This is a genomic window from Kineococcus halophytocola (genome assembly GCF_041276425.1).
Taxonomy (GTDB): Bacteria; Actinomycetota; Actinomycetes; order Actinomycetales; family Kineococcaceae; genus Kineococcus; species Kineococcus halophytocola.
This window is the reverse complement of the sequence record NZ_JBGFTU010000005.1, coordinates 146,496-169,950: the sequence shown is the minus strand read 5'-3', so window position 1 is coordinate 169,950 and position 23,455 is coordinate 146,496. Positions and strand designations below refer to the sequence as shown.

The following is a 23,455-nucleotide window of genomic DNA, read 5'->3' as shown; positions in this document are numbered from 1 at the left end:
CCCCGATCAGCGCAGGACGGGCAACGTCTCGCGCAGCCCGGAGTGCCGCCCGGCTTCGGCGTCGCTGAGCGCGACCCGTCCGGTCCCGGCCAGGACGACGGTGGCGTCGTCCCAGTCGGCGGGCACCGATCCGCCCGCGAGGTCGTCCACCGTGCGCCGCGCCAGGTGCAGCGCGCTCGCCGCGGGCGGGTCGGCGATGAGTTCCAGGTCGAGGTGGTGCACGGCCAACTCCACGGCCCAGCTGCCGAGCAGGTCGCCCGTCGAGAACGTCATGCCCTGGAACGCGACGCGGCCCTCCGGCACCCGCTCCACCCCGCGGGCCAGCCCCCGCACGGTCGCGGCCACGTGGTTCGTGAGGGCGCCCGCGTGCGGGTGGGCGGCGACCAGGCCGGCCAGGAACGCCGATCCCGCGTCGGGGTCCGCCGCGACCGGGTACCGACTCCAGCAGCCGGCCGCGTCCACGTCCACCGCGCCGGGGCCGTCCACGGCCGGCAGGGCCAGGGCGATCTCCTGCAGACCCAGGTGCACGTGCACGACCACCTGCCCGCAGGTCCACCCCTCGCACCGGCTGGGAGCGTCCAGGTCGTCGAACGCCCCCAGCAGCCGCTCCCACTCCGCGAGCTCGTCGAGGAGGGCGTCACGGCCCTCCGCGTGAGTGAGGTGGAGGGTCACCGTGCCGTCGCGGGGGCGTCGTCGTCCATGTCCTCCAGCTCCCGGCCCTTCGTCTCGCGCACCGCCTTGCGGACGAAGACGAACGACAGCAGCGCGATGACGGCGTACAGGCCGTAGGCGAACTGCAGCCCGATCCCGGCCAGGGCCGGGAAGCTCGTGGAGACGGCGAAGTTCGCCAGCCACTGCGCGGCGGCGGCGACGGCCAGGCCGGCGGCGCGGATCCGGTTGGGGAACATCTCACCCAGCAGCACCCAGACGACCGGGCCCCACGTCGCGCCGAACGAGATGACGTAGACGTTCGCCGCGACCACCGCGATCGGGCCCCACGGGTCCGCCAGGGTCGGGTTCTCGCTGGTGCCACCGGCCTGGGAGAAGGCGATCGCCATGACGGTGAGGGAGACGAACATCCCCGCCGACCCCGCGGTCAGCAGCGGTTTGCGGCCGACCTTGTCGACGGTCGCGATGGCGATGAACGTGACGACGACGTTGGTGACCGCCGTGATGACCGACGTGGTGAACGCGTCGGACTCCTGGAACCCGACGGCCTGCCACAGGGTGTTGGAGTAGTAGAAGATCACGTTGATGCCGACGCCCTGCTGCAGGACGGACAGCAGGATCCCCACCCAGACGACGGGCAGCAGGCCGAACTTCGGTCCGCGCAGGTCGCGCAGGCTCGGGTCGTGCTCGCGCCGCATCGAGTTCTTGATCTCGGCGACCTTGCGCTGCACCGCCTCCAGGCTGCGGGTGCCGAGCACCTCGCGCAGGACCTCCCCGGCGCGCTGGGTCTCACCCTTGGCGATGAGGTACCGGGGGGACTCGGGGACCTGCAGGGCCAGGAACGCCCACACCACCGACGGGATCACCCCGACGAGGAACATCCACCGCCACGCCTCCCAGCCCAGCCAGGTGGTGTTCTCGGCCGACCCGGCGGTGTTGGCGATGAACGCGTCGGACAGCAGGGCGGCGAAGATGCCGACGGTGATGGCGAGCTGCTGCAACGAGGCCAGCCGCCCGCGGATGTGGGCGGGGGCGACCTCGGCGATGTACGTCGGGGCGATGACCGAGGCGATGCCGACACCCAGCCCACCGACGACGCGCCACAGGATGAGGTCCCACACGGCGAAGGCGAACGCCGAGCCCACCGCGCTGATCGCGAAGAGGACACCACCCACGATCATGATCGACTTCCGGCCGAAGCGGTCCGCCAGGCGCCCGGCGAACCAGGCCCCCACGGCCGCACCCAGCAGGGCGCACGAGACGGCGAACCCGGACAGGCCGGCGGACAGCTCGAACTGGTTCGTGACCGCCGTCAGGGCCCCGTTGATGACCGAGGTGTCGAACCCGAACAGGAACCCGCCGATGGCGGCGACGACCGAGATCATCACCACCTTCGTCGTGGTGTGCTTCTCGTCCTCGCTCGGCGCCTGCGCGCTCTCCGAACTCATGCGGTTCTCCCTCGGTGCGGTGAGCCCCGAGCCCGGAACCCGCCCCCGATGGTCCGCCCACCGGTGGATCACCGCACGTCGAGCGCGTGTCCGGCGCGCGAGCGGTGAACGCTCAGGCGTCCTCACCGCGGGCGGTGGCGAGGTCGTGCGCGGCCATGTCGACGGCCTCCTCGGCGCGGCGGGCGGCGTCGACGAGCCCGGCGAGCGCCGACCCGTCCGGCAGGCGCGCCGTGCGCCCGGCGTACGCCTTGGACAGCGACCGCGCCTCGGCGGCCAGCTCGGCGAGGACCTGCGCGGCCTCGGCGCGGGCGGCGCGCAGCGCCTCCTCCTGGGCGGCGGTGTCCTCGCGGTCGTGACGCACCCCCACATCCTGGACCACCCGGTCGACGTCCTGTCCGACGCGTGCAAGACGCGGCCGCGCTGTGGCGGCACGCTCGGGGCATGAGCGACTCCCACCACGACCCGGCACCCTCGCCCCGCCTCGACCTCGTCGGCCTCGTCGTCGCCGACATGGCCGCCTCGCTGGCCTTCTACCGCCGCCTCGGTCTGGACCTGCCCACCGACGCCGACCACGCCTCGCACGTCGAGACGACGCTGCCCGGCGGGCTGCGCCTGGCGTGGGACACCGAGGAGACCATCCGCTCCTTCGACCCCTCCTACGCGCGGGAGGCCGCGGGCAACCGGACGAGCCTGGCCTTCCTCTGCGCGAGCCCGACGGCCGTCGACGCGCTGTTCACCGAACTCACCGCGGCCGGCGCGCCCGTCCACCTGGCCCCGTTCGACGCGGTCTGGGGGCAGCGCTACGCGACGGTGCTCGACCCCGACGGCGGCGCCGTCGACCTGTTCGCGCCGCTGCCGAGCTGAAGCGCACCGGGCGTCGTCCCGGCGAACCGGCGCACCTCCCGCGTGAGGTGCGCCTGGTCGGTGAACCCCAGGTCGGCGGCGACCCGCACGGGCGCGGCCCCGGCCCGCAACACCGTCAGCGCCCGCCGGAAGCGCAGGACGCGGGCCAGCAGCTGCGGGGAGTACCCGAACGCCGCGAGGCTGCGCCGGTGCAGCGTCCGCTCGCTCACGTCGAGGTCGGCCGCCACCCGCGCCACGGGGCGACCCGCGGCGAGCGCCCGCACCGCGTGCCGCAACGACTCCTCCCGCGCCGGTTCGGTCCCCGCCACGGCCTCCAGGAGCGTGCCCGGCGTCGCGCTCGCGGCGACCAGGGCGGTGAGGCGGCGGACGCGGGCGGCGTCCCAGAGGTCGGCGAGGTCCACGCGCCGGTCGCGCAGGACGTCGGCGGGCACGCCGAGCACCGCGGGAGCGTGACCGGGGGCGAACCGCAGCCCCGTCCAGCAGGCCCCGGCCCCCGCCTCCCCTGGCTCGTCCGGTGACTGGGGCCGGGTGTCGGGACCGGCGACGAGCAGACGTTCGGTGTCGCTGCGCCACAGCAGGTCCAGGCAACCGTCGGGCAGCACCGGACCGGTGTCCACCCCGGCCGGTGCGCTGGTCCAGACGACGGCGCCCGGGACGGACGACGTGCGCTCGCGGTAGCCCGTCCGGTCCACGCCCCCAGTCCACACCCGGGAGACGCCGCCCGCCCCGCTAGGGTCGTCCGCGTGACCGAGACCTCCAGCGCGAACACCGCCCAGCGCACCCTCGTCCTCGTCAAGCCCGACGGCGTCCGGCGCAACCTGTCCGGGGAGGTCCTGCGGCGCATCGAGGCCAAGGGCTACACCCTCGTCGCCGTCGAGCTGCGCACCGCGACGCGCGAGCTGCTCGCCGGCCACTACGCCGAGCACGAGGGCAAGCCGTTCTACGAGCCCCTCGTCGAGTTCATGCTCTCCGGCCCCGTCCTGGCGGCCGTCGTCGAGGGCGACCGCGTCATCGAGGGCTTCCGCTCCCTCGCCGGCACCACCGACCCCACGACAGCCGCCCCCGGCACCATCCGCGGCGACTTCGGCCGCGACTGGGGCCTGAAGGTCCAGCAGAACCTCGTGCACGGCTCGGACTCCGAGGAGTCCGCGGCCCGCGAGATCGGTCTCTGGTTCCCCCACCTCTGACCGACCGGTGAGTTCTGCGGCACGCTGAGGTCGACAGGGGCAAGAGGGCCGGACCGCCCGCCCTCCGAACGCCTCGTTGCCTCCCCGGGGTCGATGATCGACCCCGGGGAGGCAACGAGGCGAACCCCGGGGGCGGTCAGCGCGACTGCACGTACCGCGCCCACGCCGTCTCGACGGCGGCCAGGGCGGTCTCGTCCTGCAGCGACGTGACGTCCCCGCCACCGCGCCCGGCGGTCATGTCCGCCATGAGCCGGCGCATGATCTTGCCCGACCGCGTCTTGGGCAGGTCCGGCACCACGACGACGTCGCGGGGTTTGGCCACGGGGCCGATCTGCTGCGCGACGTGCTCGCGCAGGTCCGCCGCCACGTCGTCGGAGCCCTCCCCGCGCAGGATGACGAACGCGACGATCCGCTGGCCCGTCGTCGCGTCGGGCGCCCCGACGACGGCGGCCTCGGCCACCCGGGGGTGCGCGACGAGGGCGGACTCCAGCTCGATGCTGGAGAGCCGGTGCCCGGAGACGTTGAGGACGTCGTCGATGCGGCCGCCGATCCAGACGTAGCCGTCGGCGTCCTTCGTGGCGGCGTCCCCGGCCAGGTAGTACCCCTGCTCCGCGTACGGCTCCCAGTAGCTCTTGACGAACCGGGCGTGGTCGCGCCACACGGTGCGGGCCATGCCCGGCCAGGGTTTCGTGATGACCAGGACGCCCTGCTCGCCCGGGGCCACCTCGTTCCCCGCCTCGTCGACGACGGTCGCGGACAACCCCGGCAGCGGGACGGTGCCCGAGCCGGGTTTCAGCGGCGTCACGCCCGGCAGGGGGGCGACGACGGCGGCGCCCGTCTCGGACTGCCACCACGTGTCGACGATCGGGCAGCGGCCGCCACCGACGTTGCGGTGCAACCACAGCCACGCCTCGGGGTTGATCGCCTCACCCACGGACCCCAGCAGCCGCAGCGAGGACAGGTCGAACCGCGCGGGCAGGTCCGGGCCGTGCTTCATGAACGTCCGCACGAGCGTGGGGGCGGTGTAGTAGATCGTCACGCCGTACTTCTCGATGACCTCGAAGTGCCGGCCGGGGTGCGGCGTCAGCGGCGACCCCTCGTAGATGACCTGGGTCACGCCGTTGGACAACGGCCCGTACATCTCGTAGGAGTGCGCGGTCACCCACGCCAGGTCGGCCTGGCACCAGTAGACGTCGTCGTCCTTGACGTCGAACACGGCCCAGTGCGACCACGACGTGTGGGTCAGGTACCCGCCGGAGGTGTGGACCAGACCCTTCGGCTTCCCCGTGGTCCCCGACGTGTAGATGATGAACAGGGGGTTCTCGGCGTCGAAGCTGGGCGCGACGTGCTCGGCCGGCTGCCGGTCCACGAGGTCGTGCCACCACACGTCGCGGCCCGGGGTCCACGGCACGTCGGGGGTCAGCTCCCCGGTGCGGCGCAGGACGAGGACGTGCTCGACGTGGTCCAGGCCCTCGACCGCCGCGTCCGCGGCCCCCTTGACGGCCACGGCGCTCCCGCGGCGGAACTGCCCGTCGGTGCAGACGAGGAGCTTGGCGCCGGTGTCCTCGACGCGGAACCGCAGGGCCTCGGCCGAGAAACCGCCGAACACCAGGGAGACGACGGCGCCGATCCGGGCGCAGGCCATCGTCGTGACGATCGTCTCGGGCAGCACCGGCAGGTACAGGACGACGCGGTCGCCGTGCCCGACGCCGAGTTCGGTCAGCGCGTTGGCGAGGCGGCACACCTCGTCCTGGAGCTGGGCGTAGGTGATGGTCCGGGCATCGCCCGGTTCGCCCTCCCAGTGCAGCGCGACCTTGTCCCCGCGGCCGGCCGCGACGTGGCGGTCGACGCAGTTCACGGCCACGTTGAGCTTCCCGCCCGTGAACCACTGCGCGGTGGGCAGCGTCGAGCCGTCGAAGACCGTCGTGAACGGTTCGTCCCACTGCAGGCGACGGGCCTGCTCGGCCCACCAGGCCTGCGGGTCGGCGGCGGCCCGCGCGTGCTCCTCGGCGCCGACGTTGGCCTGGGCGGCGAACTCCGCCGGGGGCGGGACGACGAGCTCGTCGGGCATGGGTCCTCCGGAGGGTCACGGGGTGGCTTGGCCGCCAGCGTAGCCGCGCCGTACCGTGGGCCCGTGGACAGGACCGGAGGTGCGGACACCGCGGTCGCGCGCCCGTTCGTCGCCGTCCAGCGCCGGCACGTCGACCTGTGCCGCACCCGCTCCGCCGTCTGTCGCTGACCCGCTCGCACCGCCCGGGACCCTCCCGGGCCGCCCGGCAGGTCAGGACCACCCCGAGGAGCCCCGTGTCCCCCCGTCCCCCCGTGCGCGAACCCCTGCGCTGGGCCGTCGAGCTCGACGGCGCCGGCCGCCACCCCGCCGCCTGGCGGTTGCCCGGCGCCCGTCCCGGTGAGCTGTTCACCGCCGCCCACTGGCGACGGCTGGCCGCGACGGTCGAGGCCGCCGACCTCGACCTGCTCGTCGTCCCCGACGCCTACCGCCTGCAGTCGGCCGAGGAGGGCGACCAGCGCGGCCGCCTCGACGCGGTCGCGCTCGCGGCCCACCTCGCGCCGCTGACCCGCCGCGCCGGGCTCGTGCCGGTCGTCACGACGACGCACACCGAGCCGTTCCACACCCAGAAGGCGATCGCGACGCTGGACCTCACGAGCCGGGGCCGCGCCGGCTGGCAGGTGGAGGTGTCCACCACCTCCGTCGAGGCGGACCTGTTCGGCCGCAAGCCGTCCGCGCCCGCGGAGGAGCTGTGGCGGGAGGCGGCCGAGACCGTCGACGTGGCCCGCCGGCTCTGGGACTCCTGGGAGGACGACGCGGTGATCCGCGACGTGGCCACCGGCCGGTACGTCGACCGGGACAGGCTGCACCCCGTCGAGTTCGCGGGGGAGTTCTTCTCGGTGAAGGGCCCCTCCATCACCCCGCGCTCCCCGCAGGGGCAGCCGCTGGTCGTCGTCCCCGTGCGCGAGGAGCCCTCCCTCGCGCTGGCCGCCGCGCAGGCCGACGTCGCCCGGCTGGAGACCGCCGACCCCGACCGGGCCGGGACGTGGGCCGCGGCCCTGCCGGACGCGACCGTCCTGCTGGACGTCGAGGTGCTGCTGCGCCGGGAGGCGGGCGAGGCCGCCGACGTCGCCGCGCAGCTGGAGGAGTGGAGCCCCGGGCACGCGCCGCGGACCCTGCGGCACGTCGGGACGCCCGAGACGTTCCTGGACCTGCTGGGCGACCTGCCCGCCGGCGTCGGCGGGGTCGCCGTCGTGCCGCTGGACCTGCCGGTCACCCTCGACCTCCTCGCCGCCGACGTCGTGCCCCGGGTCGCGCGCCCGGTGGTGCGCGGCAGCACGCTGCGGGAACGTTTCGGCCTGCCCCGACCCGCCAGCCGCTACGCCCGGGGGGTGCCCGCGTGACGACCAAGCGCCAGGTCCACCTCGGGGCCCACTTCCCGGGCGTCAACCAGACCACCGTGTGGCGCGACCCGCGCGCGGGCAGCCAGACCGACTTCACCTCCTTCGAGCACCTGGCCCGCACCGCCGAGCGCGGGCTCATGGACTTCTTCTTCCTCGCCGAGGGCCTGCGCCTGCGCGAGCAGGGCGGGAGGATCCACGACCTCGACGTGGTGGGGCGGCCGGACACGCTGACGGTGCTGAACTCCCTGGCCGCGGTCACGACCCACCTGGGCCTGGCCGGGACCATCAACGCCACGTTCAACGAGGCCGCCGAGGTCGCCCGCCAGTTCGCCAGCCTCGACCACCTCTCCGGCGGGCGGGCCGCGTGGAACGTCGTCACGAGCTCGGACGCGTTCACGGGGGAGAACTTCCGCCGCGGCGGGTACCTCGACCACGCCGACCGGTACGTGCGGGCCCGCGAGGTCCTCGACGTGGCCCGGGAGTTCTGGGACTCCTGGGGGCCGGGCGCCCTCGTCGCCGACGCGGGACGCGGTGTCTTCGCGCGCGACGTGCGCGACGTCGAGCACCACGGCCCGCAGTTCGCCGTGCGCGGGCCCGGACTGCTGCCGCGCAGTCCCCAGGGGCACCCGGTCCTGTTCCAGGCCGGGGATTCCGACGACGGCCGGGAGTTCGGCGCGGCGTACGCCGACGCGATCTTCACGATGCACGGCACGCTGGAGGCGGGACAGCGGTTCACCGCGGACCTGCGGGCCCGCGCCGTCCGCCACGGCCGCTCGGGCGAGGACCTGCGGATCCTGCCCGGCGCCTCGTTCGTGCTCGGGGACACCGAGGAGCAGGCGCGGGAGAACGCCCGCGAGATCCGGTTCCAGCAGGTCGGGCCCGAGCAGGCCGTCGCGTTCCTCGAACAGGTCTGGGGTCGCGACCTCACCGGCTTCGACCCCGGGGGGCCGCTGCCGGCGCAGGACCCCGACCCCACCTCGACGATCGCCCAGGGCCGCACCCGGTTCCCGCGCGACCGGATCGAGGTCGCCCGCGAGTGGCGCGAGCTGGCCGCCGCGAACGGCTGGAACGCGCGCGAACTCGTCGTCGAGGTCTCCGGCCGCCAGCAGTTCGTCGGCACGCCGGACCGGGTCGCCGCCGAGATCGACGCGTACGTGCAGGCCGACGCCTGCGACGGGTTCATCCTCGTCCCGCACCTCACCCCGACCGGTCTGGACGAGTTCGTGGACCGCGTCGTCCCGCTGCTGCAGGACCGCGGGGTGTACCGCACGGAGTACACCGGGACCACCCTGCGCGAGCACCTCGGCCTGGCCCACCCGCACGACACGCCCCGCACCAGCCCCGCCGACCGCCACACCGCCTGAGGAGCAGCCAGTGACCACCACGGGGACCCCCACGACGATCGACGAGGGAACCCTCGCCGCCGCCCGCACCGCGTGGGAGGACTGGCGGCGGGAGCGGACCACGACCCTGTCCGCCCCGCACGGCTGGCTGAGCCTCACCGGGCTGCACTGGCTGGACGCCGAACCCGCCGCCGTCGAGGGGTTGCCGGGCCGGTGGACCTCGGTCGACGGCGGGGTGGACGTCACCGCCACCGCCGCGGACGGGATCGTCCTCGACGGATCGCCCGTCGAGGGCACCGTCCGCGTCGGCACGACCGAGGGGGCGCCGGGGACCCTCGTCGAGGTCGGCGAGCGACGGGTGGAGGTCCTGCAGCGCAGCGGGAACCACGCGCTGCGCGTCCGCGACCCGCAGTCCCCGACGCTCGCCGCGTTCGCCGGAGTGCCCGTGTTCAGGTTCTCGCCGCGGTACGTGCTGCCCGCCGAGTTCGTCCCGCACGAGCAGGTGCAGGACGTCGTGGTGGGCGCGGTCGTGGAGGGTCTGGAGCACCGGTACCGGGGCGTCGGCCTCGTCCGGTTCGACCTCGACGGACCGCAGCAGCTCACCGTGTTCCAGGGCGGAACCACGCTGTTCACAGATGCCACCAGCGGGGTGACGACGACGGGGACGACGCGGTCGGTCACCGTCCCCACGACGCCTGGCCCGGTGGTCCTGGACCTCAACCGCGCGCAGAACCTGCCGTGCGCGTTCACCGACTTCGCGACGTGCCCGCTGCCGCCGGTGGAGAACCGGCTCACCGTGCCCGTCGCGGCGGGGGAGAAGGACCCGCGGTGACGACGCTCCTGGCGGGTTTCTCCCCGGCCGAGCTGGAGGCGCTGCGCGCGCAGTTCCCGATCCTGTCCCGCACCACGCGCTCCGGGAGGCCGCTGGTGTACCTGGACTCCGGGGCGACGTCGCAGAAACCCCGCGCCGTCCTGGACGCCGAGCGGCGGTTCTACGAGACGCACAACGCCGCCGTCCACCGCGGCGCGCACCAGCTCGCCGAGGAGGCGACCGACGACTTCGAGGCCGCCCGCGCCGCCATCGCCGGGTTCGTCGGCGCGCCCGCCGACGAGGTCGTGTTCACGAAGAACGCGACCGAGTCGCTGAACCTCGTCGCCCACGCGTTCAGCACCACCACCGCCTACGCCGCCCGGGGGTCCGCACCGGCCGGCCAGGCCGTCGACCCGCGGTTCGTGCTGACCGAGGGCGACGAGATCCTCGTCACCGAGGCCGAGCACCACGCCAATCTCGTGCCGTGGCAGGAGGTGTGCGCACGGACGGGGGCCGTCCTGCGGTGGGTCCCCGTGACCGACGGGGGAGTCCTGGACCTGTCCGGTCTGGACGAGCTGGTCACCGCGCGGACGAAGGTCGTCGCCTTCGCCCACGCCTCCAACGTCCTCGGCGGTCTCGCGCCGGTCACCGACCTCGTCGCGGCCGCCCGCCGCGTGGGTGCGCTCGTCGTGCTCGACGCGTGCCAGTCCGTCCCGCACCTGCCCGTCGACCTGCCCTCCCTCGGCGTCGACCTCGCCGCGTTCTCCGGGCACAAGCTGCTCGGACCCTCGGGCATCGGCGTCCTGTGGGGTCGCGCCGAACTCCTGGAGGCGGTGCCCCCGTTCCTCACCGGCGGCTCGATGATCGAGCTCGTCCGGATGGAGCGCTCGACGTTCGCCCCGCCCCCGCAGAAGTTCGAGGCGGGGGTGCCCATGACGGCCCAGGCGGTCGGGCTGCACGCGGCGGTGGAGTTCCTGCGCGGCCTGGGCCCGGACGGCAGCGGGATCGCGCGGGTCGAGGCGCACGAACGCGCTCTGACCGCCCGGCTCCTCGGCGAACTCGCGGACCTGCCGTGGGTCCGCGTCCTCGGGCCCCTCGACGCCGCCGACCGGGTGGGCCTCGTCTCCTTCGTCGTGGACGGCCCGGACCTGCAGGTCCACGCCCACGACGTCGGGCAGCTCCTGGACGACGAAGGGGTCGCGGTCCGCGTCGGGCACCACTGCGCCTGGCCGCTGCACCGGCGGTTCGGCGTCACGGCCACGACCCGGGTCAGCTTCGGGCCCTACAACCAGCCCTCCGACGTCGACGCCGTGCTGCGCGGGCTGCACCGGGCACGGGCCCTGTTCGGCTGACCCGGGGGACGAGGCGGCGTGAGAACCTGACGCGCGTGGACCTGTACCAGCAGTTGATCATCGAGCACTCCAAGCAGCCGCACGGTGAGGGGCTGCGGGAGCCGTTCACGGCGCAGGCCCACCACGTCAACCCCACGTGCGGGGACGAGATCACGCTGCGGGTCCGTCTGGACGGCCCCGCGGGTTCCCCCGTCGTCGGCGACGTGTCCTACGACGCGCTGGGCTGCTCGATCAGCCGCGCCTCGGCCTCGGTGCTGCACGGGCTCGTCGTGGGCCGGTCCGTCGCCGACGTGGGCGAGCTGCGCGAGGCGGTCCAGCAGATGCTGACCAGCCGGGGCGAGGACCCCGGCGACGAGGAGGTCATCGGCGACGCCGTCGCCTTCGCCGGGGTCGCGAAGTACCCGGCCCGCGTCAAGTGCGCGCTGCTGAGCTGGTCGGCGCTGGCCGACGCGGTGCTGCGGGCCTGACGGGACCGGACCGGGGTCGTTAGCGTGCCCCCGTGCAGATCCGCGACTACACCGACGCCGACTGGGCCGGCATCTGGCCCTTCTTCGACGAGATCGTCGCCGACGGCGAGACGTACGCGCTGCCGCAGGGCCTGACCTCCGAGCGGGCCCGGGCCGACTGGGTGGGGGCACCGCCGCGCGGGACGTTCGTCGCCGTCGACGAGGCCGGGACCGTCCTCGGGACCGCGACGTGCGGACCGAACCGCCCCGGCGCCGGCTCCCACGTCGCGACCGCCAGCTTCATGGTGTCCCCGGCCGCGCGCGGGCGGGGCGTCGGCCGGGCGCTGGGGGAGCACGTCCTGGCCTGGGCGCGCGGGCAGGGCTTCCTGGCGATGCAGTTCAACGCCGTGGTGGAGACCAACGGGCCCGCCGTCGCCCTGTGGCAGTCCCTCGGCTTCGCGGTCGTCGGCACGGTGCCGCAGGCCTTCGACCACCCCGAGCACGGCTACGTCGGCCTGCACGTCATGCACCGCTTCCTCTGAGGTGCCCGTGAGGTGCCCGCACGTCGGTCTCCGGGTCCGGGCGGGGATGCCCTAGGCTGACCGGACCATCCAGAGCGGCCGAGAGACCTGGCTCGTCGACGCCGCAGCAACCCCGGGGGGCGCACCGCGCCCTGCAGGGTGCTCAGGCCAGGACCGATGGGAGGAACGGTCGTGCCGTCGACGTCGCCCCGCAGGGGGTCCAGCACGAGATCGCGGGCGGGGGCCCGCCCCGGCCGGGGCCGTCCCCCGCGGTGAGGGCCCGCACCGCCCCGGCGCGCCCCGCCGTCCCCCGACCCCCCTCCCGAACGGAGCACCGCCCGTGACCAGGTCCGTCCCCGTCTCCCACGCCGGCAGCCTGCCGCGCACCCCCGAACTCATCGCCGCCAACGACGCGCGCACCCTCGCCGCCGACGGTTTCACCCTCGAACGCACGCCCGAGTTCGAGGCGCTGCTCACCGGCGCCGTCGTCGACCTCGTCCGCCGCCAGCGCGACCTCGGCGTCACGATCGTCGGGGACGGGGAGTACGGCAAGGCGATGACGAGCGCCGTCGACTACGGCGCCTGGTGGTCGTACTCGTTCCAGCGCGTCGCGGGTCTGGAGGTGACGGGGGAGGACCTGTTCACCCAGCCGGTCGTGCGGTCCGAGCCCGGGAACGTCCGGTTGACGAGCTTCCCCGACCGCCGGGACTGGACGCTGTTCCGCGACGCCTACACCGACCCCACCTCGGGCATCTCCACGGGCAAGAACGCGACCGCGTTCCCCGCCACCACCGGCCCGCTGGCCTACACCGGCCAGGAGGCCATCGCCTCCGACATCGCCAACCTCCGGGCCGGCCTGGCCGCCGCGGGTCTGGAGGAGGGTTTCATCACCTCCTTGTCCCCGGGCAGCGCCGCCCGCATCGCCAACCGGTACTACGCGACCGAGGAGGAACACATCTGGGCGTGGGCCGACGTCATGCGCGAGGAGTACCGCGCCATCGTCGACGCCGGTCTGACGGTCCAGGTCGACGACCCCTCCATCGCGGAGAACTGGGACCAGATCAACCCCGAACCCTCCGTGGAGGACTACCGCGCGTTCACCCGGATCCGCGTCGAGGCGCTCAACCACGCGCTGCGCGGCCTGCCGCCGGAGCAGGTGCGGTTCCACCTGTGCTGGGGCAGCTGGCACGGCCCGCACACCACCGACGTCGAGTTCCGGCACATCGTGGACCTCATGCTCGAGATCGAGGCGGGGTCGTACTCCTTCGAGGCGGCGAACGTGCGGCACGAGCACGAGTGGAAGGTCTGGCGCGACGTCGAACTGCCCGCCGGGAAGCAGATCGTGCCCGGGATCGTCAGCCACGCGACGAACGTCGTCGAGCACCCCGACCTCGTGGCCGACCGCATCGAACGCTTCGCCTCCGTCGTGGGCGCGGAGAACGTCGTCGCCTCGACCGACTGCGGGCTCGGCGGCCGCATCCACCCCCAGATCGCCGTGGCCAAGCTCGCGGCCCTGGGCGAGGGGGCCCGCCTCGCCGGGTCGCGCCTGTTCCGGTGAACCGGGTGGGTGCACGGTGACCCCGACCAGCGGGCCGGCCGGGGCGGCGGCCTGGGCGTTGTGGCAGGACTCCCCGTGGGGGCGGTTGCGGTACCACGTCGTGGCCCGGCTGCTGCGGTCGTGGACCGCGGACCTCGGCGACCGGTTGCGGGTCCTGGACGCCGGCGGGGGCGACGGCCGCGACGCCCTGCCCTTCGCGCTGGCCGGGCACGACGTCACCGTCCTGGACCGCTCGCCGGAGATGCTGGCGCTGGCCCGGGCCGCGGCCGGGGCCGCGGGGGTGGGCGAGCGCGTGCACACCGTGGCGGCCGACCTGGAGGACCTCACGGCGCTGGCCGCCCTCACCCGGCACCGGGAGGGCGGGTCGGGGTCCTTCGACGTCGTGTTCTGCCACGACGTGCTGCAGCACCGGGCCTCCCACGCGCAGGTCCGGGCCGACGTGGCGACGCTCGTGTCCTCGGTCCGCCCGGGCGGGCTCGTCTCGCTGCTGGCGCCGAACCCGCCGGCCGACGTCGTGGCGACCGTCCTGGGCCGCGGACCCGCCGCGGCCTGGGTGGCCCTGGACGCCGACCGGGCCGCCGACCCCGCGACCGGGCACACGGCGCTGCGCCTGTCCCCGGAGTTCGCCGAGGACGCCCTCGCCGACGCGGGCTGCGACGTCGTCGGCAGCGCCGGGGTCCTCGCCGTCACCGCCCTGCTCGAGGACGCCCACCGCGCCGACGACCGCGTCGCCGCCGACCTGGAGGAGCTGGAGGTCGAGCTCAGCGTCCGGCCGGCGTTCGCCGGGACGGCGCGCTACTGGCTGCGCGCGGGCCGTCGACGCTGAACCCACCGTCCAACGGCGGGTCCAGCGCCAGGAGGGCCCGGGCGAGGCGGTCGTTGAGGCGGAAGAACCCCGCGTCCAGCCCGGGACGGGCGAACGCCGCCGCCCAGCCCCCGCCGGCCACCCACGGCCCGACCGCGAACCGGCGCGGGTGCACGGAACCGTCGGCGTGCACGAGGCGCTGCCCGGGGTCCACGACCAGTTTCCCGCCGGCGAGCTCGCGCAGTTCCCCGCGGCCGGTGAGGTGGCGCAGCACCGGGTCCGCGCTCGCGGTGGCGCGCGCCTCGGGCAACCGCGCGTCGACGAGCACGGCCGCGCCGACCGTGTCGGGGGAGTTCGCCGAGCGGGCGGTCCAGCACCGGCCGACCTCGTCGGGCGCGAACCGCACGTCCCCGCCGAGGAACCGCACGACGCCGGCGTCGGCCAGCGCCAGCAGTTCCCGCAACCGCCGCGGCGGGGGGCCGGAGGCCACGTAGCTGAACGTCCCGTGCCACCAGCCGTCGACCTCGGCGACGGACGTCTCGTCGAGCCGCCCGTCGTGCGCGAGCCCGGCGACGGTGACGTAGCACGACAGCAGCGCGTGGAACACGGCGGCGTCCATGCTGAACCGCGGATCACCGCGGCGTTCGACGTCGGCGGCCACGTGCGCGCGGACGCGCTCGTGCACGGCCGCGCCGGTGGGCGCCCACCATCCCTCCAGCGGGCGGTCCAGGCGGTGCAGGTCGAACCGGTCCGACGGGTCCGGCACGGCCTGCGCCACGAGGGCGTCGCGTTCCGCGCTGCCCCGGCCCGTGGCGGCGGACCGGCGCTCGAACTCGGCGGCGTCCATCGTCGTCCGCCCGGGGTGGGCGCGGAACAGCTCGGCGTAGTGGGCCCCGGCCAGTTCCTCGGCCACCAGCGGCCACACGTCCCGGCGCAGGTTCAGCCCCGGGCCCGGCGGCAGCGCCTGCGGGGTGAGGAACCGGGGGAGGCGGGGACGCTCGGCCAGCTCGTAGGTGATCTTCGAGCGGTAGGGGACCCCGCGGCGCGATCCCACGTGCAGCACGGGTTCGCGGCCGCTGGGGTGGTAGACGAGGCCGGCGGGCGTCTCCTCGAACCGCCCGCCCCGGCCCTGCGTCAGCAGGACCAGCAGGTCGACGAACGCCAGCCCCATCCCCGCCACGAGCACGTCGCGGCCCGGGGGCAGGGTCTCCTCGTCCCCGCTCAGCCCGAGGTCGCTCGTGTACCCCGGCGCGACGTACCCCAGGCCGTGCCGCGCGGCGAACTCCCGCGCCGCCCGTTCGCGGGGGCCGGGGACCACGTCGGGGTGGCCCTGGGCCAGGACCACCGCGTCCACGGCCAGCGCCGTCCCGTCCGCCAGGTCCACGTGCTGGCGGCCGGTGCCGCGCAGGTCGGTGACCCGGGTGCGGTGCACCGTCAGCCGCACGGTCCCGGGCAGGTCCGCGACGACGTGGTCCCAGGCCCAGGTCAGGTAGCGGCTGCCCAGGGCGCGGGAGACGAACGTGCCCTCGCGCACCGCCAGGACCTCCCGGCGCAGGACGTCCTCGCCCGCGGCGGCGAACTGCGCGGCGAGCTCGGCGCGGTGGGCGTCGAGCCAGGCGTACAGGGTCGGGCCGGTGCGGACCGGGCCCTGGAGCCGGCAGGACGCGTCGGGCAGCACGGTGACGTCCGCGGCGCGCGAGTTCATCCACAGCAGCGGGTGCTGGTCGGCGCGCCAGACCCGGCCCGCCCCCGCGGGGTGGGGGTCCACGACGTGCACGTCGACCCGCGCACCGGTGGCGCGGGCGTGCGCGGACAGCCGGTCGAGCACGCCGAGGGTGCGCGGGCCGGCGCCGACGAAGAGCAGGGTGAGGCTCACGAGGGCTCCTGGGGAGGGACGGAGGGGACTCCGGGGACGCTCCTCAGCGACACGTGGCGGTGTGGGTGCGGCACAGGTCGACGTGACGGCGGCGCACGAGCCGGCCGTTCGTCGTCCCCGCGATCCGCACGTGCCCAGGGTAGGCGAGCGCGCGCCCCCTGCCCGCCGGCGGCGGGGTCAGGCGGTGCGGCGGTGGCCGAGCACGAAGGTCTGGATCGCGGTGACGGCGGCGCCGCGGGCCCACTCGGTGAAGCCCGTCGGCTGGACCTGCAGGTCCAGGGGGCTCGCGTACGGGCTGCGGTGCTCGCGCAGTCCCCGGTGCAGCGCGTCCCGGCCGACGACGGCCAGGTGGACGCCCTCGCCCGAGAGGATGACCTTCTCGGGCATGGTGAGGTTGCCGATGGCCGCGACGAGCACGCCCAGGCCGTAGGCGGAGTCCTCGACGACGCGGGTGGCCAGCCGGTCCCCGGCCGCGGCGAGGTCGAGGACCTCCTCGTAGCGCACGGGGCGGCGCAGGGCGGCGCAGGCGCGCGACTCCACGGCCGCCACCGTCAGCAGCGCGTCGGCGCAGCCCTGGTGGCCCTCGGGGCACAACGGACCCCCGGGCAGCAGGGGGAAGTGCCCGAGCAGGCCGACCCCGGCGTCGGGGCGGTCGAGCACCTGCTCGTGCACGACGAGGCCGTAGCCCAGGCCCTCACCGATGGTCAGCACGGCGAAGTGGCCGCACCGGCGCGCGGAGCCGAATCACTGCTCGGCGCGGGTGAAGGACAGCAGGTCGTTGTCGAGGACGACGGGCAGGCCCAGGTCGGCCTCGAGGTCGGGGCCGAACGGCACGTCCCGCCAGCCCAGGAAGCTCGCGCTGAGCACGGTCCCGTCCTCGCCCACCAGGCCGCCGAGGGCCACGCCGACGGCCCGGACCTCCCCGGGGCCGGCGGGGTCGTGGTCGGCCACGACGGCGCGGACGAGGTCGGCCACGGTCCGCCGGACGACGTCGGGGGCCGCGTCGGGCAGGACGGCCTCGGCGGCGGCGAGGACGGTGGCGCGCAACGAGGTCAGCACCACGTGGGCGGTCGTGGCGGTGAGCTTGACCCCGACGAACAGGTGGGCGTTCTCGTCGACGTCCATCGGCCGGGTCGGCCGGCCCGTCACCGGGTCGGGGGCCTCACCGATCTCGCGCAGCAGGCCGGAGTCCAGCAGCGGCCGCGCCAGCCGCGTCAGCGTGCCGGCGGACAGGTCCAGCCGCCGGGCCAGCTCGCTGCGCGGCAGCGGCCCGTCCAGCAGCACCTCCAGGGCGATGCTGTGCGCCGTGCCCGTCAGCGGTGTCCAGGCCACGGCCGCCGGTGCGGTGCGGGCGCCGGGTGCGGGGACGTCGATGGTCCGCCTCCTTCGTCGGGGCCCGATCGTACGTGGGGGAGTTCTGGTGTGAAACCCCCCGCCGGGGAAATCCTCCACCGGGGAGGGGTCCGCACCGGTCGTTGACGCCGTGGGGGTTTCAGCGTAGAACTTCCCTCGTCCCGTACGCCGACGTACCGACGGAGCGCCCGAAGGATGAACCACTGGTTCGAGGAGTTCACTCCCGCACGAGGGGCCCTGCCCGCCCGGGCCTGGGTGCGGTCGGACGCGCCCGCCCTGTCGCTGAACGGCGGGTGGCGCTTCCGCCACGCCGAGCACGCCGACACCCCCGCCGACCTCGCCGACCCGGCGCTGGACGACTCGGCCTGGGACCGCATCGAGGTGCCCGGGCACTGGCAGCTCCAGGGCTGGGGCACCCCGGCCTACACGAACATCACCTACCCCTTCCCGGTCGAGCCGCCGTTCGTGCCCGAGGAGAACCCCACCGGTGACCACCGGCGGTCCTTCGCGCTGCCGGCGGGGTTCCTCGACGGCGGCGCCCGGGCCGTGCTGCGCTTCGAGGGGGTCGACTCGGCCTTCACCGCCTGGGTCGACGGCACCGAGGTGGGCCGGTCGGTCGGGTCGCGGCTGCCCGTGGAGTTCGACGTGACCGGGGCGCTGCTCGCGGACCGGGACGAGCACGTGCTGGCCGTCCGCGTCCACCAGTGGTCGGCCGCCAGCTACCTCGAGGACCAGGACATGTGGTGGCTGTCGGGGATCTTCCGCGACGTCACGCTGCTGTCCCGGCCCGCGGGGGCCGTCGAGGACGTGTTCGTCCACGCCGGGTACGACCACGCGACGGGGACCGGTTCGCTGCGCGTCGACACGCCGTCGCCCGCCCGGTTGCTGGTGCCCGAGCTGGGCCTGGACGTGCCGTGCGGGCAGGACGTCGAGGTTCCCGGGGTCCAGCCCTGGTCGGCGGAGGTCCCGCGCCTGTACGACGCCGAGGTCGTCGCGGACGGTGGGGCCGAGCGCGTCCGGGTGCGGGTGGGTTTCCGGACCGTCGCGATCGTCGAGGGCGTGTTCACCGTCAACGGTGCCCCCGTGAAGCTGCGCGGCGTCAACCGGCACGAGGTCTCCGCCGACCGCGGCCGCGCGGTCACCGAGGCCGAGATGCTCGCCGACGTGCTGCTCATGAAGCGGCACAACGTCAACGCCGTCCGGACCAGCCACTACCCGCCGCACCCGCGCTTCCTGGACCTGTGCGACGAGCACGGTCTGTGGGTCGTCGACGAGTGCGACCTGGAGACGCACGGTTTCTGGCTGCTGGACTGGCGCGGCAACCCCTCCGACGACCCGCGCTGGCGCGAGGCCTACCTGGACCGGATGGCCCGGACCGTCGAGCGGGACAAGAACCACCCGAGCGTCGTGCTGTGGTCCCTCGGCAACGAGAGCGGCACGGGGCAGAACCTCGCCGCGATGTCCGCCTGGGTGAAGGACCGGGACCCCTCCCGCCCCGTCCACTACGAGCACGACTGGTCCGTCCCGTACGCGGACGTCTACTCGCGGATGTACGCCGGCCACGCCGAGGTCGAAGCCATCGCCGGCCGTCGCGAGGAACCCCTCGACGACGCGGCCGCCGACGCGCGTCGCCGGGCCATGCCGTTCGTGCAGTGCGAGTACGCGCACGCGATGGGCAACGGCCCCGGCGGGCTCGTGGAGTACCAGGACCTGTTCGAGTCCTCCGAGCGGTGCATGGGCGGGTTCGTCTGGGAGTGGATCGACCACGGCCTGCGGCAGACCGGTCCCGACGGGGTCGAGCGGTTCGCCTACGGCGGGGACTTCGGTGAACCCGTGCACGACGGGGCCTTCGTCGCCGACGGCCTGGTGTTCCCCGACCGCACGCCCTCCCCGGGTCTGCTCGACTACAAGGCCGTCATCGCCCAGGTGCGGCTGCGCCCGCAGACCACGCCGTCCGGTGACCTGCTGCGGTTGACCAACCACCACGACGTCGTCGACCTCGCGCACGTCGCCCTGCGGTGGTCGGTGGAGGACGACGGGGTGCAGGTGGCTGCGGGCACCCTGCCGACACCGGAACTGGCGCCGCGGGCCACGACGCTGCTGGACCTGCCCGAGGAGGTCGCGGGTCTGGGCCCGGCGGCGGGGGAGCGGTGGTTCACCGTGACCGCCCACCTGGCGGCCGCGACGTCGTGGGCGCCGGCCGGGCACGAACTCGGCCGGGGGCAGGTGCAGCTCGACCCGGGACCCGTGCCGGACCCGCCCGCCGAGGGGGCCCCGGTGCTGCGCGGCCCGGACCTCCTGGTGGGCCCGGCCGTCCTGGACGCCCGCACCGGCCGCCTGCGGCAGGTGGGGTCCGTGCCCGTCGAGGTCGCCGAACTCGCCCTGTGGCGCGCCCCCACCGACAACGACCGCGGGGACTTCGGGGAACCCCTCGCCCCGACGTGGCGTTCCCTCGGGCTGCACCGGCTCCGGCACCGCACCGGCCACCTCGAGCGCACCGACACCGCGGTGCTCGTGGCCGGGCGCAGCGCCCCGGCCGGCACGGACACCGGTTTCGTCACGACGTGGCGCTGGACCCCGTCGGCCGGCGGCGCCGTGCACCTGCACGTCGACGTCGTCCCCGAGACCCCCGGGGGCCTGGCCGTCCCGCTGCCCCGGGTCGGCCTCCGGCTCGCGCTGCCGCGCGAGCTGCGGCACCTGACGTGGTTCGGGCAGGGGCCGGGGGAGGCCTACCCCGACACGGGGTGGGCGACGTGGACGAGCCGGTTCCGCGCGAGCGTGGAGGAACTGCAGACGCCCTACGTCCGGCCCCAGGAGAACGGGCAACGGGCCGGGGTGCGCTGGGCCGAGCTCACCGACGGCGCCGGGCGCGGGCTGCGCGTGCGCAGCACCACCCCGTTCGGTCTGACGGCCCGCCCGTGGAGCACCGAGGCGCTCGACGCGGCGGCGCACACGTCCGCCCTGCACGACGAGGGGCGGATCTGGCTGCACCTGGACCACGCCCAGCAGGGCATCGGGTCCGGCTCGTGCGGCCCCGGGGCCCTGCCGCGGTACCGGCTCCAGGCCGGTCCGGTGAGCTTCGGGTTCGTGCTGGAACCCCTGGGCTGAACCGGACCGTGCGCCACCCCGTGCCGCCGTCCTGCGGGGCGGCGGCACGGGTGGGCCTCACGGGCGGGTGTCAGGTGGTGGGGGTGGACGCCCCGTCGCGCAGTTCCGGCGGGAGCAGCGCCGCGGGCGCGTCCTGGTAGGCCACCGGCCGCTGGAACCGTTCGATCGCGAGCGTCCCGACCGAGGTGGACCGCCCGTCGCTGGTCGCGGGGAAGGGCCCGCCGTGGACGATGGCCGCACCGACGTCGACGCCCGTGGGCCAGCCGTTGACGACGAGGCGGCCCACCTTCTCCTCCAGCACCGGCACCAGGTCGGCCGCCGTGGCGGTGTCGGCCTCGCTCAGGTGCACGGTGGCGGTGAGCTGGCCCTCCAGACGTTCCAGCAGGGCGGGCAGGTCCGCCACGTCGGGGACCCGGACGACGAGGGAGGTCGCCCCGAAGACCTCCGCGGCGAGGGCCTCGTCGGCGGCGAAGGCGGTGGCGGTGGTGGTGAACAGGTGCGCCGTGCCCGGGGCGGCGAGGGACTCGTCCTCCTCCCCGGCGGCCAGTTCGGTGACCGCCGGGTGCTCGCGCAGGGCCTGCACCCCGTCGCGGTAGGCCGAGGAGATCGCCGGGGACAGCATGGGGGTGGCCGGGGTGCGGCGGACCGCGTCCGCGGCGCTGTCCAGGAACTCCGCGCTGCCGGGGCCCTCCACGAGCAGCACCAGGCCGGGGTTGGTGCACAGCTGGCCGGCGCTGGTGGTGAGCGAGGCGGCGAACCCGGCGCCGATGTCCGCACCCCGCTCGCCCAGCGCCCCGGGCAGCAGCACGACGGGGTTGGTGCTGGACATCTCCGCGTAGACCGGGATCGGGTGCGGGCGGGCCTGCGCGACCGCCATCAGCGCGGTGCCGCCGGCGCGGGAGCCGGTGAACCCGACCGCCCGGACCGCCGGGTGCGCGGCCAGCGCGGTGCCGACCTCGCGGCCCTCGCCGTAGACGAGGGAGAACACCCCGGCGGGCAGGCCGTGCCGGGCCGCGGCCTCGGTGACGGCGAGGCCGACCAGCTCGGAGGTGCCCGGGTGGGAACCGTGCGCCTTGACGACGACGGGGCACCCCGCGGCCAGGGCGGCGGCCGTGTCGCCACCGGCGACGGAGAAGGCCAGCGGGAAGTTCGAGGCCCCGAACACCGCGACCGGTCCCAGGGGCACCCGTCGCTGACGCAGGTCCGGGCGGGGCAGGGGGGTCCGGTCCGGCAGGGCCGGTTCGATGCGCACCCCCGCCGCGGAACCCTCGCGCAGGACCCCGGCGAACAGGCGCAACTGGTTCACGGTGCGCGTGAGCTCCCCGCGCACCCGCGCCTCGGGGATGCCCGTCTCCTGCTGCACCCGCGCCACGATCGTCTCGGTGCGGTCGGTGAGGATCTCGGCGGTGGTGTCCAGGAACGCCGCGCGCACCCCGGGGTCGGTGCGGCGGTAGGTGCGGAACGCCTCCGCGGCGGCGGTCGCGGCGCGGTCGACGTCCTCGGCCCCGCCGAGGGCGTACCCGGGGTCGAGGGTCCGACCCGTGCGCGGGTCGACGGCGTGCACCGTCCGCCCGCGTCCACGCACCCGGGCGCCGGCCAGGACCATCTCCCCGGTCAGGGGCGCGGCCGGGCCGCCGGTGGTCCCCGCGGCCTCTGCGGTTCGTGCGGTCTCTGCGGTCTCTGCGGTCGTGGTCATGTCGCGGTCAGGCCACCTTCTGGACGAGGTCGGTCAGTTCGGCGAGTTCGTCGGCGGTGAGGTCGGTCAACGGGGGACGGACCGGTCCGGCGCTGCGCCCGACGGCCGTCATGCCGGCCTTGACGATGGAGACGGGGTACCCGGGGGAGCGGTCGCGGATGCCGAGGTAGGGCAGGACGAACGTGCGCAGCCCGTCGAGCACGGTGTCCCGGTCGCGGGCGCGGACCGCGCGGTAGAACTCGGTCGCCCAGCGCGGGGCGAAGTTGAAGATGGCCGAGGAGTACGTGGTCACCCCGAGTTCGAGGTAGGGCAGGGCGTAGGTCTCCGCGGTCGGCAGCCCGCCGACGGTCAGGACCCGCTCACCGTGGGTGGCGTTCAGCCGCGCCAGGAGCTCGACGTCGCCGATGCCGTCCTTGAACCCGACGAAGTTGTCGAACTCGGCGACGAGCCGGCCCACGGTGGCCGCGGTGAACCGGGCGTTGGCCCGGTGGTAGACGACCACGCCGAGGGGTGTCGCCCGGCACACCGCCGCGACGTGCTGGTACAGCCCCTCCTGGGTCAGCTCGTTGAGGTAGGGCGGCAGGACGAAGACGCCGTCCGCGCCCGCGGCCCCGGCGTCGCGGGCCATCGCGACCGCCGTCGAGGTGCCGTAGCCCACCGGCGCGACGACGGGTGCGGCGCCCCCGCCGGCCTCGACGGTGGCGCGGACGATCCGCTGGACCTCCTCCTGCGTGAGCGCGGGGAACTCCCCGGTGCCGCCGGCGGCGAACAGCCCGGAGGCCCCGAACTGCGCCAGGTGGGCGACGTGCTCGCGGTACCCGTCCTCGTCGAAGGAGAGGTCGTCGCGGGTGTGGGTCACCGGGAAGGACAGCAGTCCCGCGCCGAGGGTGCGGCGCAGGTCGTCGGGGGAGCAGGTGCTCTCGTTCACGAGCTTCTCCAGGGTCACGGGGCGTCAGGGGAGGGGTTTCCCGTGAACGTACCAGTCGTTCTCCTCCCTGAACAGTGTC

The 23,455-nt window shown here is 75.1% G+C and carries 19 protein-coding genes and 1 pseudogene; 11 read left to right on the top strand and 9 right to left on the bottom strand.

What is annotated here, in order from left to right; all coding sequences use genetic code 11:
- Positions 1 to 6: 6 nt before the first annotated feature.
- The 3 genes from AB2L27_RS05950 to AB2L27_RS05940 form a co-directional block, all read right to left on the bottom strand.
- Positions 7 to 672, bottom strand: coding sequence for a maleylpyruvate isomerase N-terminal domain-containing protein (locus tag AB2L27_RS05950; protein WP_370440553.1), 666 nt, complete (start codon positions 670 to 672; stop codon positions 7 to 9).
- Positions 669 to 2,117: a sugar porter family MFS transporter gene (locus AB2L27_RS05945; RefSeq protein WP_370440552.1), complete on the bottom strand. Its 1,449-nt coding sequence runs from the start codon at positions 2,115 to 2,117 to the stop codon at positions 669 to 671. Before AB2L27_RS05945 ends, AB2L27_RS05950 begins: the two co-directional genes overlap by 4 nt.
- A 112-nt stretch (positions 2,118 to 2,229) precedes the next feature.
- The gene (locus AB2L27_RS05940; RefSeq protein WP_370440551.1) at positions 2,230 to 2,478 is read right to left on the bottom strand and encodes a hypothetical protein; all 249 of its coding nucleotides are present in this window, start codon (positions 2,476 to 2,478) and stop codon (positions 2,230 to 2,232) included.
- Between the two features lie 80 nt (positions 2,479 to 2,558).
- Here AB2L27_RS05940 and AB2L27_RS05935 point away from each other — a divergent pair, with 80 nt between their 5' ends.
- On the top strand, positions 2,559 to 2,981 hold the full coding sequence (locus AB2L27_RS05935) for a VOC family protein (protein ID WP_370440550.1): 423 nt from the start codon (positions 2,559 to 2,561) through the stop codon (positions 2,979 to 2,981).
- On the opposite strand, the gene AB2L27_RS05930 is transcribed toward AB2L27_RS05935, so the two are convergent.
- Positions 2,918 to 3,673, bottom strand: coding sequence for a helix-turn-helix domain-containing protein (locus AB2L27_RS05930; protein WP_370440549.1), 756 nt, complete (start codon positions 3,671 to 3,673; stop codon positions 2,918 to 2,920). The genes AB2L27_RS05935 and AB2L27_RS05930 overlap by 64 nt on opposite strands.
- Before the next feature lie 51 nt (positions 3,674 to 3,724).
- Here AB2L27_RS05930 and ndk point away from each other — a divergent pair, with 51 nt between their 5' ends.
- Entirely contained in the window at positions 3,725 to 4,168 is a 444-nt protein-coding gene (gene ndk, locus AB2L27_RS05925; RefSeq protein ID WP_370440548.1) for a nucleoside-diphosphate kinase, read from the top strand.
- A gap of 136 nt (positions 4,169 to 4,304) precedes the next feature.
- Here the strand turns inward: ndk and acs are convergent, their stop codons facing one another.
- Complete coding sequence (gene acs, locus AB2L27_RS05920) at positions 4,305 to 6,239, bottom strand: acetate--CoA ligase (RefSeq protein ID WP_370440547.1); 1,935 nt, start codon at positions 6,237 to 6,239, stop codon at positions 4,305 to 4,307.
- A gap of 233 nt (positions 6,240 to 6,472) precedes the next feature.
- On the opposite strand from acs, the gene AB2L27_RS05915 reads away from it, so the two are divergent.
- The 8 genes from AB2L27_RS05915 to AB2L27_RS05880 all read left to right on the top strand — a co-directional run bounded on the left by AB2L27_RS05915 (position 6,473) and on the right by AB2L27_RS05880 (position 14,436).
- Positions 6,473 to 7,579 carry an LLM class flavin-dependent oxidoreductase gene (locus tag AB2L27_RS05915; RefSeq protein ID WP_370440546.1) on the top strand — a complete coding sequence of 369 codons (1,107 nt, stop codon included), beginning with the start codon at positions 6,473 to 6,475 and terminating at the stop codon, positions 7,577 to 7,579.
- Complete coding sequence (locus tag AB2L27_RS05910; RefSeq protein ID WP_370440545.1) at positions 7,576 to 8,943, top strand: NtaA/DmoA family FMN-dependent monooxygenase; 1,368 nt, start codon at positions 7,576 to 7,578, stop codon at positions 8,941 to 8,943. The genes AB2L27_RS05915 and AB2L27_RS05910 overlap by 4 nt, the downstream gene beginning before the upstream one ends.
- Positions 8,944 to 8,953: 10 nt before the next feature.
- On the top strand, positions 8,954 to 9,754 hold the full coding sequence (locus AB2L27_RS05905) for a DUF1684 domain-containing protein (protein WP_370440544.1): 801 nt from the start codon (positions 8,954 to 8,956) through the stop codon (positions 9,752 to 9,754).
- Positions 9,751 to 11,085, top strand: coding sequence for a SufS family cysteine desulfurase (locus AB2L27_RS05900; protein WP_370440543.1), 1,335 nt, complete (start codon positions 9,751 to 9,753; stop codon positions 11,083 to 11,085). Before AB2L27_RS05905 ends, AB2L27_RS05900 begins: the two co-directional genes overlap by 4 nt.
- A gap of 35 nt (positions 11,086 to 11,120) precedes the next feature.
- On the top strand, positions 11,121 to 11,552 hold the full coding sequence (gene sufU / locus AB2L27_RS05895; RefSeq protein ID WP_370440542.1) for a Fe-S cluster assembly sulfur transfer protein SufU: 432 nt from the start codon (positions 11,121 to 11,123) through the stop codon (positions 11,550 to 11,552).
- 32 nt (positions 11,553 to 11,584) lie between these two features.
- Positions 11,585 to 12,073: a GNAT family N-acetyltransferase gene (locus AB2L27_RS05890; RefSeq protein ID WP_370440541.1), complete on the top strand. Its 489-nt coding sequence runs from the start codon at positions 11,585 to 11,587 to the stop codon at positions 12,071 to 12,073.
- A 319-nt stretch (positions 12,074 to 12,392) separates the two neighbouring features.
- Positions 12,393 to 13,610 (top strand): cobalamin-independent methionine synthase II family protein, encoded by a 1,218-nt coding sequence (locus tag AB2L27_RS05885; RefSeq protein WP_370440540.1) that lies wholly within the window; start codon positions 12,393 to 12,395, stop codon positions 13,608 to 13,610.
- A 16-nt stretch (positions 13,611 to 13,626) separates the two neighbouring features.
- Entirely contained in the window at positions 13,627 to 14,436 is an 810-nt protein-coding gene (locus tag AB2L27_RS05880; RefSeq protein WP_370440539.1) for a class I SAM-dependent methyltransferase, read from the top strand.
- On the opposite strand, the gene AB2L27_RS05875 is transcribed toward AB2L27_RS05880, so the two are convergent.
- A complete protein-coding gene (locus AB2L27_RS05875; protein WP_370440538.1) occupies positions 14,372 to 16,291 on the bottom strand; it encodes an FAD/NAD(P)-binding protein in 1,920 nt (639 codons plus the stop codon). The genes AB2L27_RS05880 and AB2L27_RS05875 overlap by 65 nt on opposite strands.
- A gap of 177 nt (positions 16,292 to 16,468) precedes the next feature.
- Positions 16,469 to 17,416: pseudogene (locus tag AB2L27_RS05870) on the bottom strand (ROK family protein).
- A gap of 423 nt (positions 17,417 to 17,839) precedes the next feature.
- On the opposite strand from AB2L27_RS05870, the gene AB2L27_RS05865 reads away from it, so the two are divergent.
- Positions 17,840 to 20,752: a glycoside hydrolase family 2 TIM barrel-domain containing protein gene (locus AB2L27_RS05865; RefSeq protein ID WP_370440537.1), complete on the top strand. Its 2,913-nt coding sequence runs from the start codon at positions 17,840 to 17,842 to the stop codon at positions 20,750 to 20,752.
- Between the two features lie 70 nt (positions 20,753 to 20,822).
- Here AB2L27_RS05865 and AB2L27_RS05860 read toward each other — a convergent pair whose 3' ends face one another.
- On the bottom strand, positions 20,823 to 22,358 hold the full coding sequence (locus tag AB2L27_RS05860; protein WP_370440599.1) for an aldehyde dehydrogenase (NADP(+)): 1,536 nt from the start codon (positions 22,356 to 22,358) through the stop codon (positions 20,823 to 20,825).
- 97 nt (positions 22,359 to 22,455) lie between these two features.
- The gene (kdgD, locus tag AB2L27_RS05855; protein WP_370440598.1) at positions 22,456 to 23,388 is read right to left on the bottom strand and encodes a 5-dehydro-4-deoxyglucarate dehydratase; all 933 of its coding nucleotides are present in this window, start codon (positions 23,386 to 23,388) and stop codon (positions 22,456 to 22,458) included.
- Between the last annotated feature and the right edge of the window lie 67 nt (positions 23,389 to 23,455).

Excerpts from the sequence above, each read along its gene's own strand:
- AB2L27_RS05865 (WP_370440537.1), top strand. The coding sequence starts at position 17,840 with ATGAACCACTGGTTCGAGGAGTTCACTCCCGCACGAGGGGCCCTGCCC.
- AB2L27_RS05945 (WP_370440552.1), bottom strand. The coding sequence starts at position 2,117 with ATGAGTTCGGAGAGCGCGCAGGCGCCGAGCGAGGACGAGAAGCACACC.
- acs (WP_370440547.1), bottom strand. The coding sequence starts at position 6,239 with ATGCCCGACGAGCTCGTCGTCCCGCCCCCGGCGGAGTTCGCCGCCCAG.
- AB2L27_RS05935 (WP_370440550.1), top strand. The coding sequence starts at position 2,559 with ATGAGCGACTCCCACCACGACCCGGCACCCTCGCCCCGCCTCGACCTC.
- AB2L27_RS05860 (WP_370440599.1), bottom strand. The coding sequence starts at position 22,358 with ATGGTCCTGGCCGGCGCCCGGGTGCGTGGACGCGGGCGGACGGTGCAC.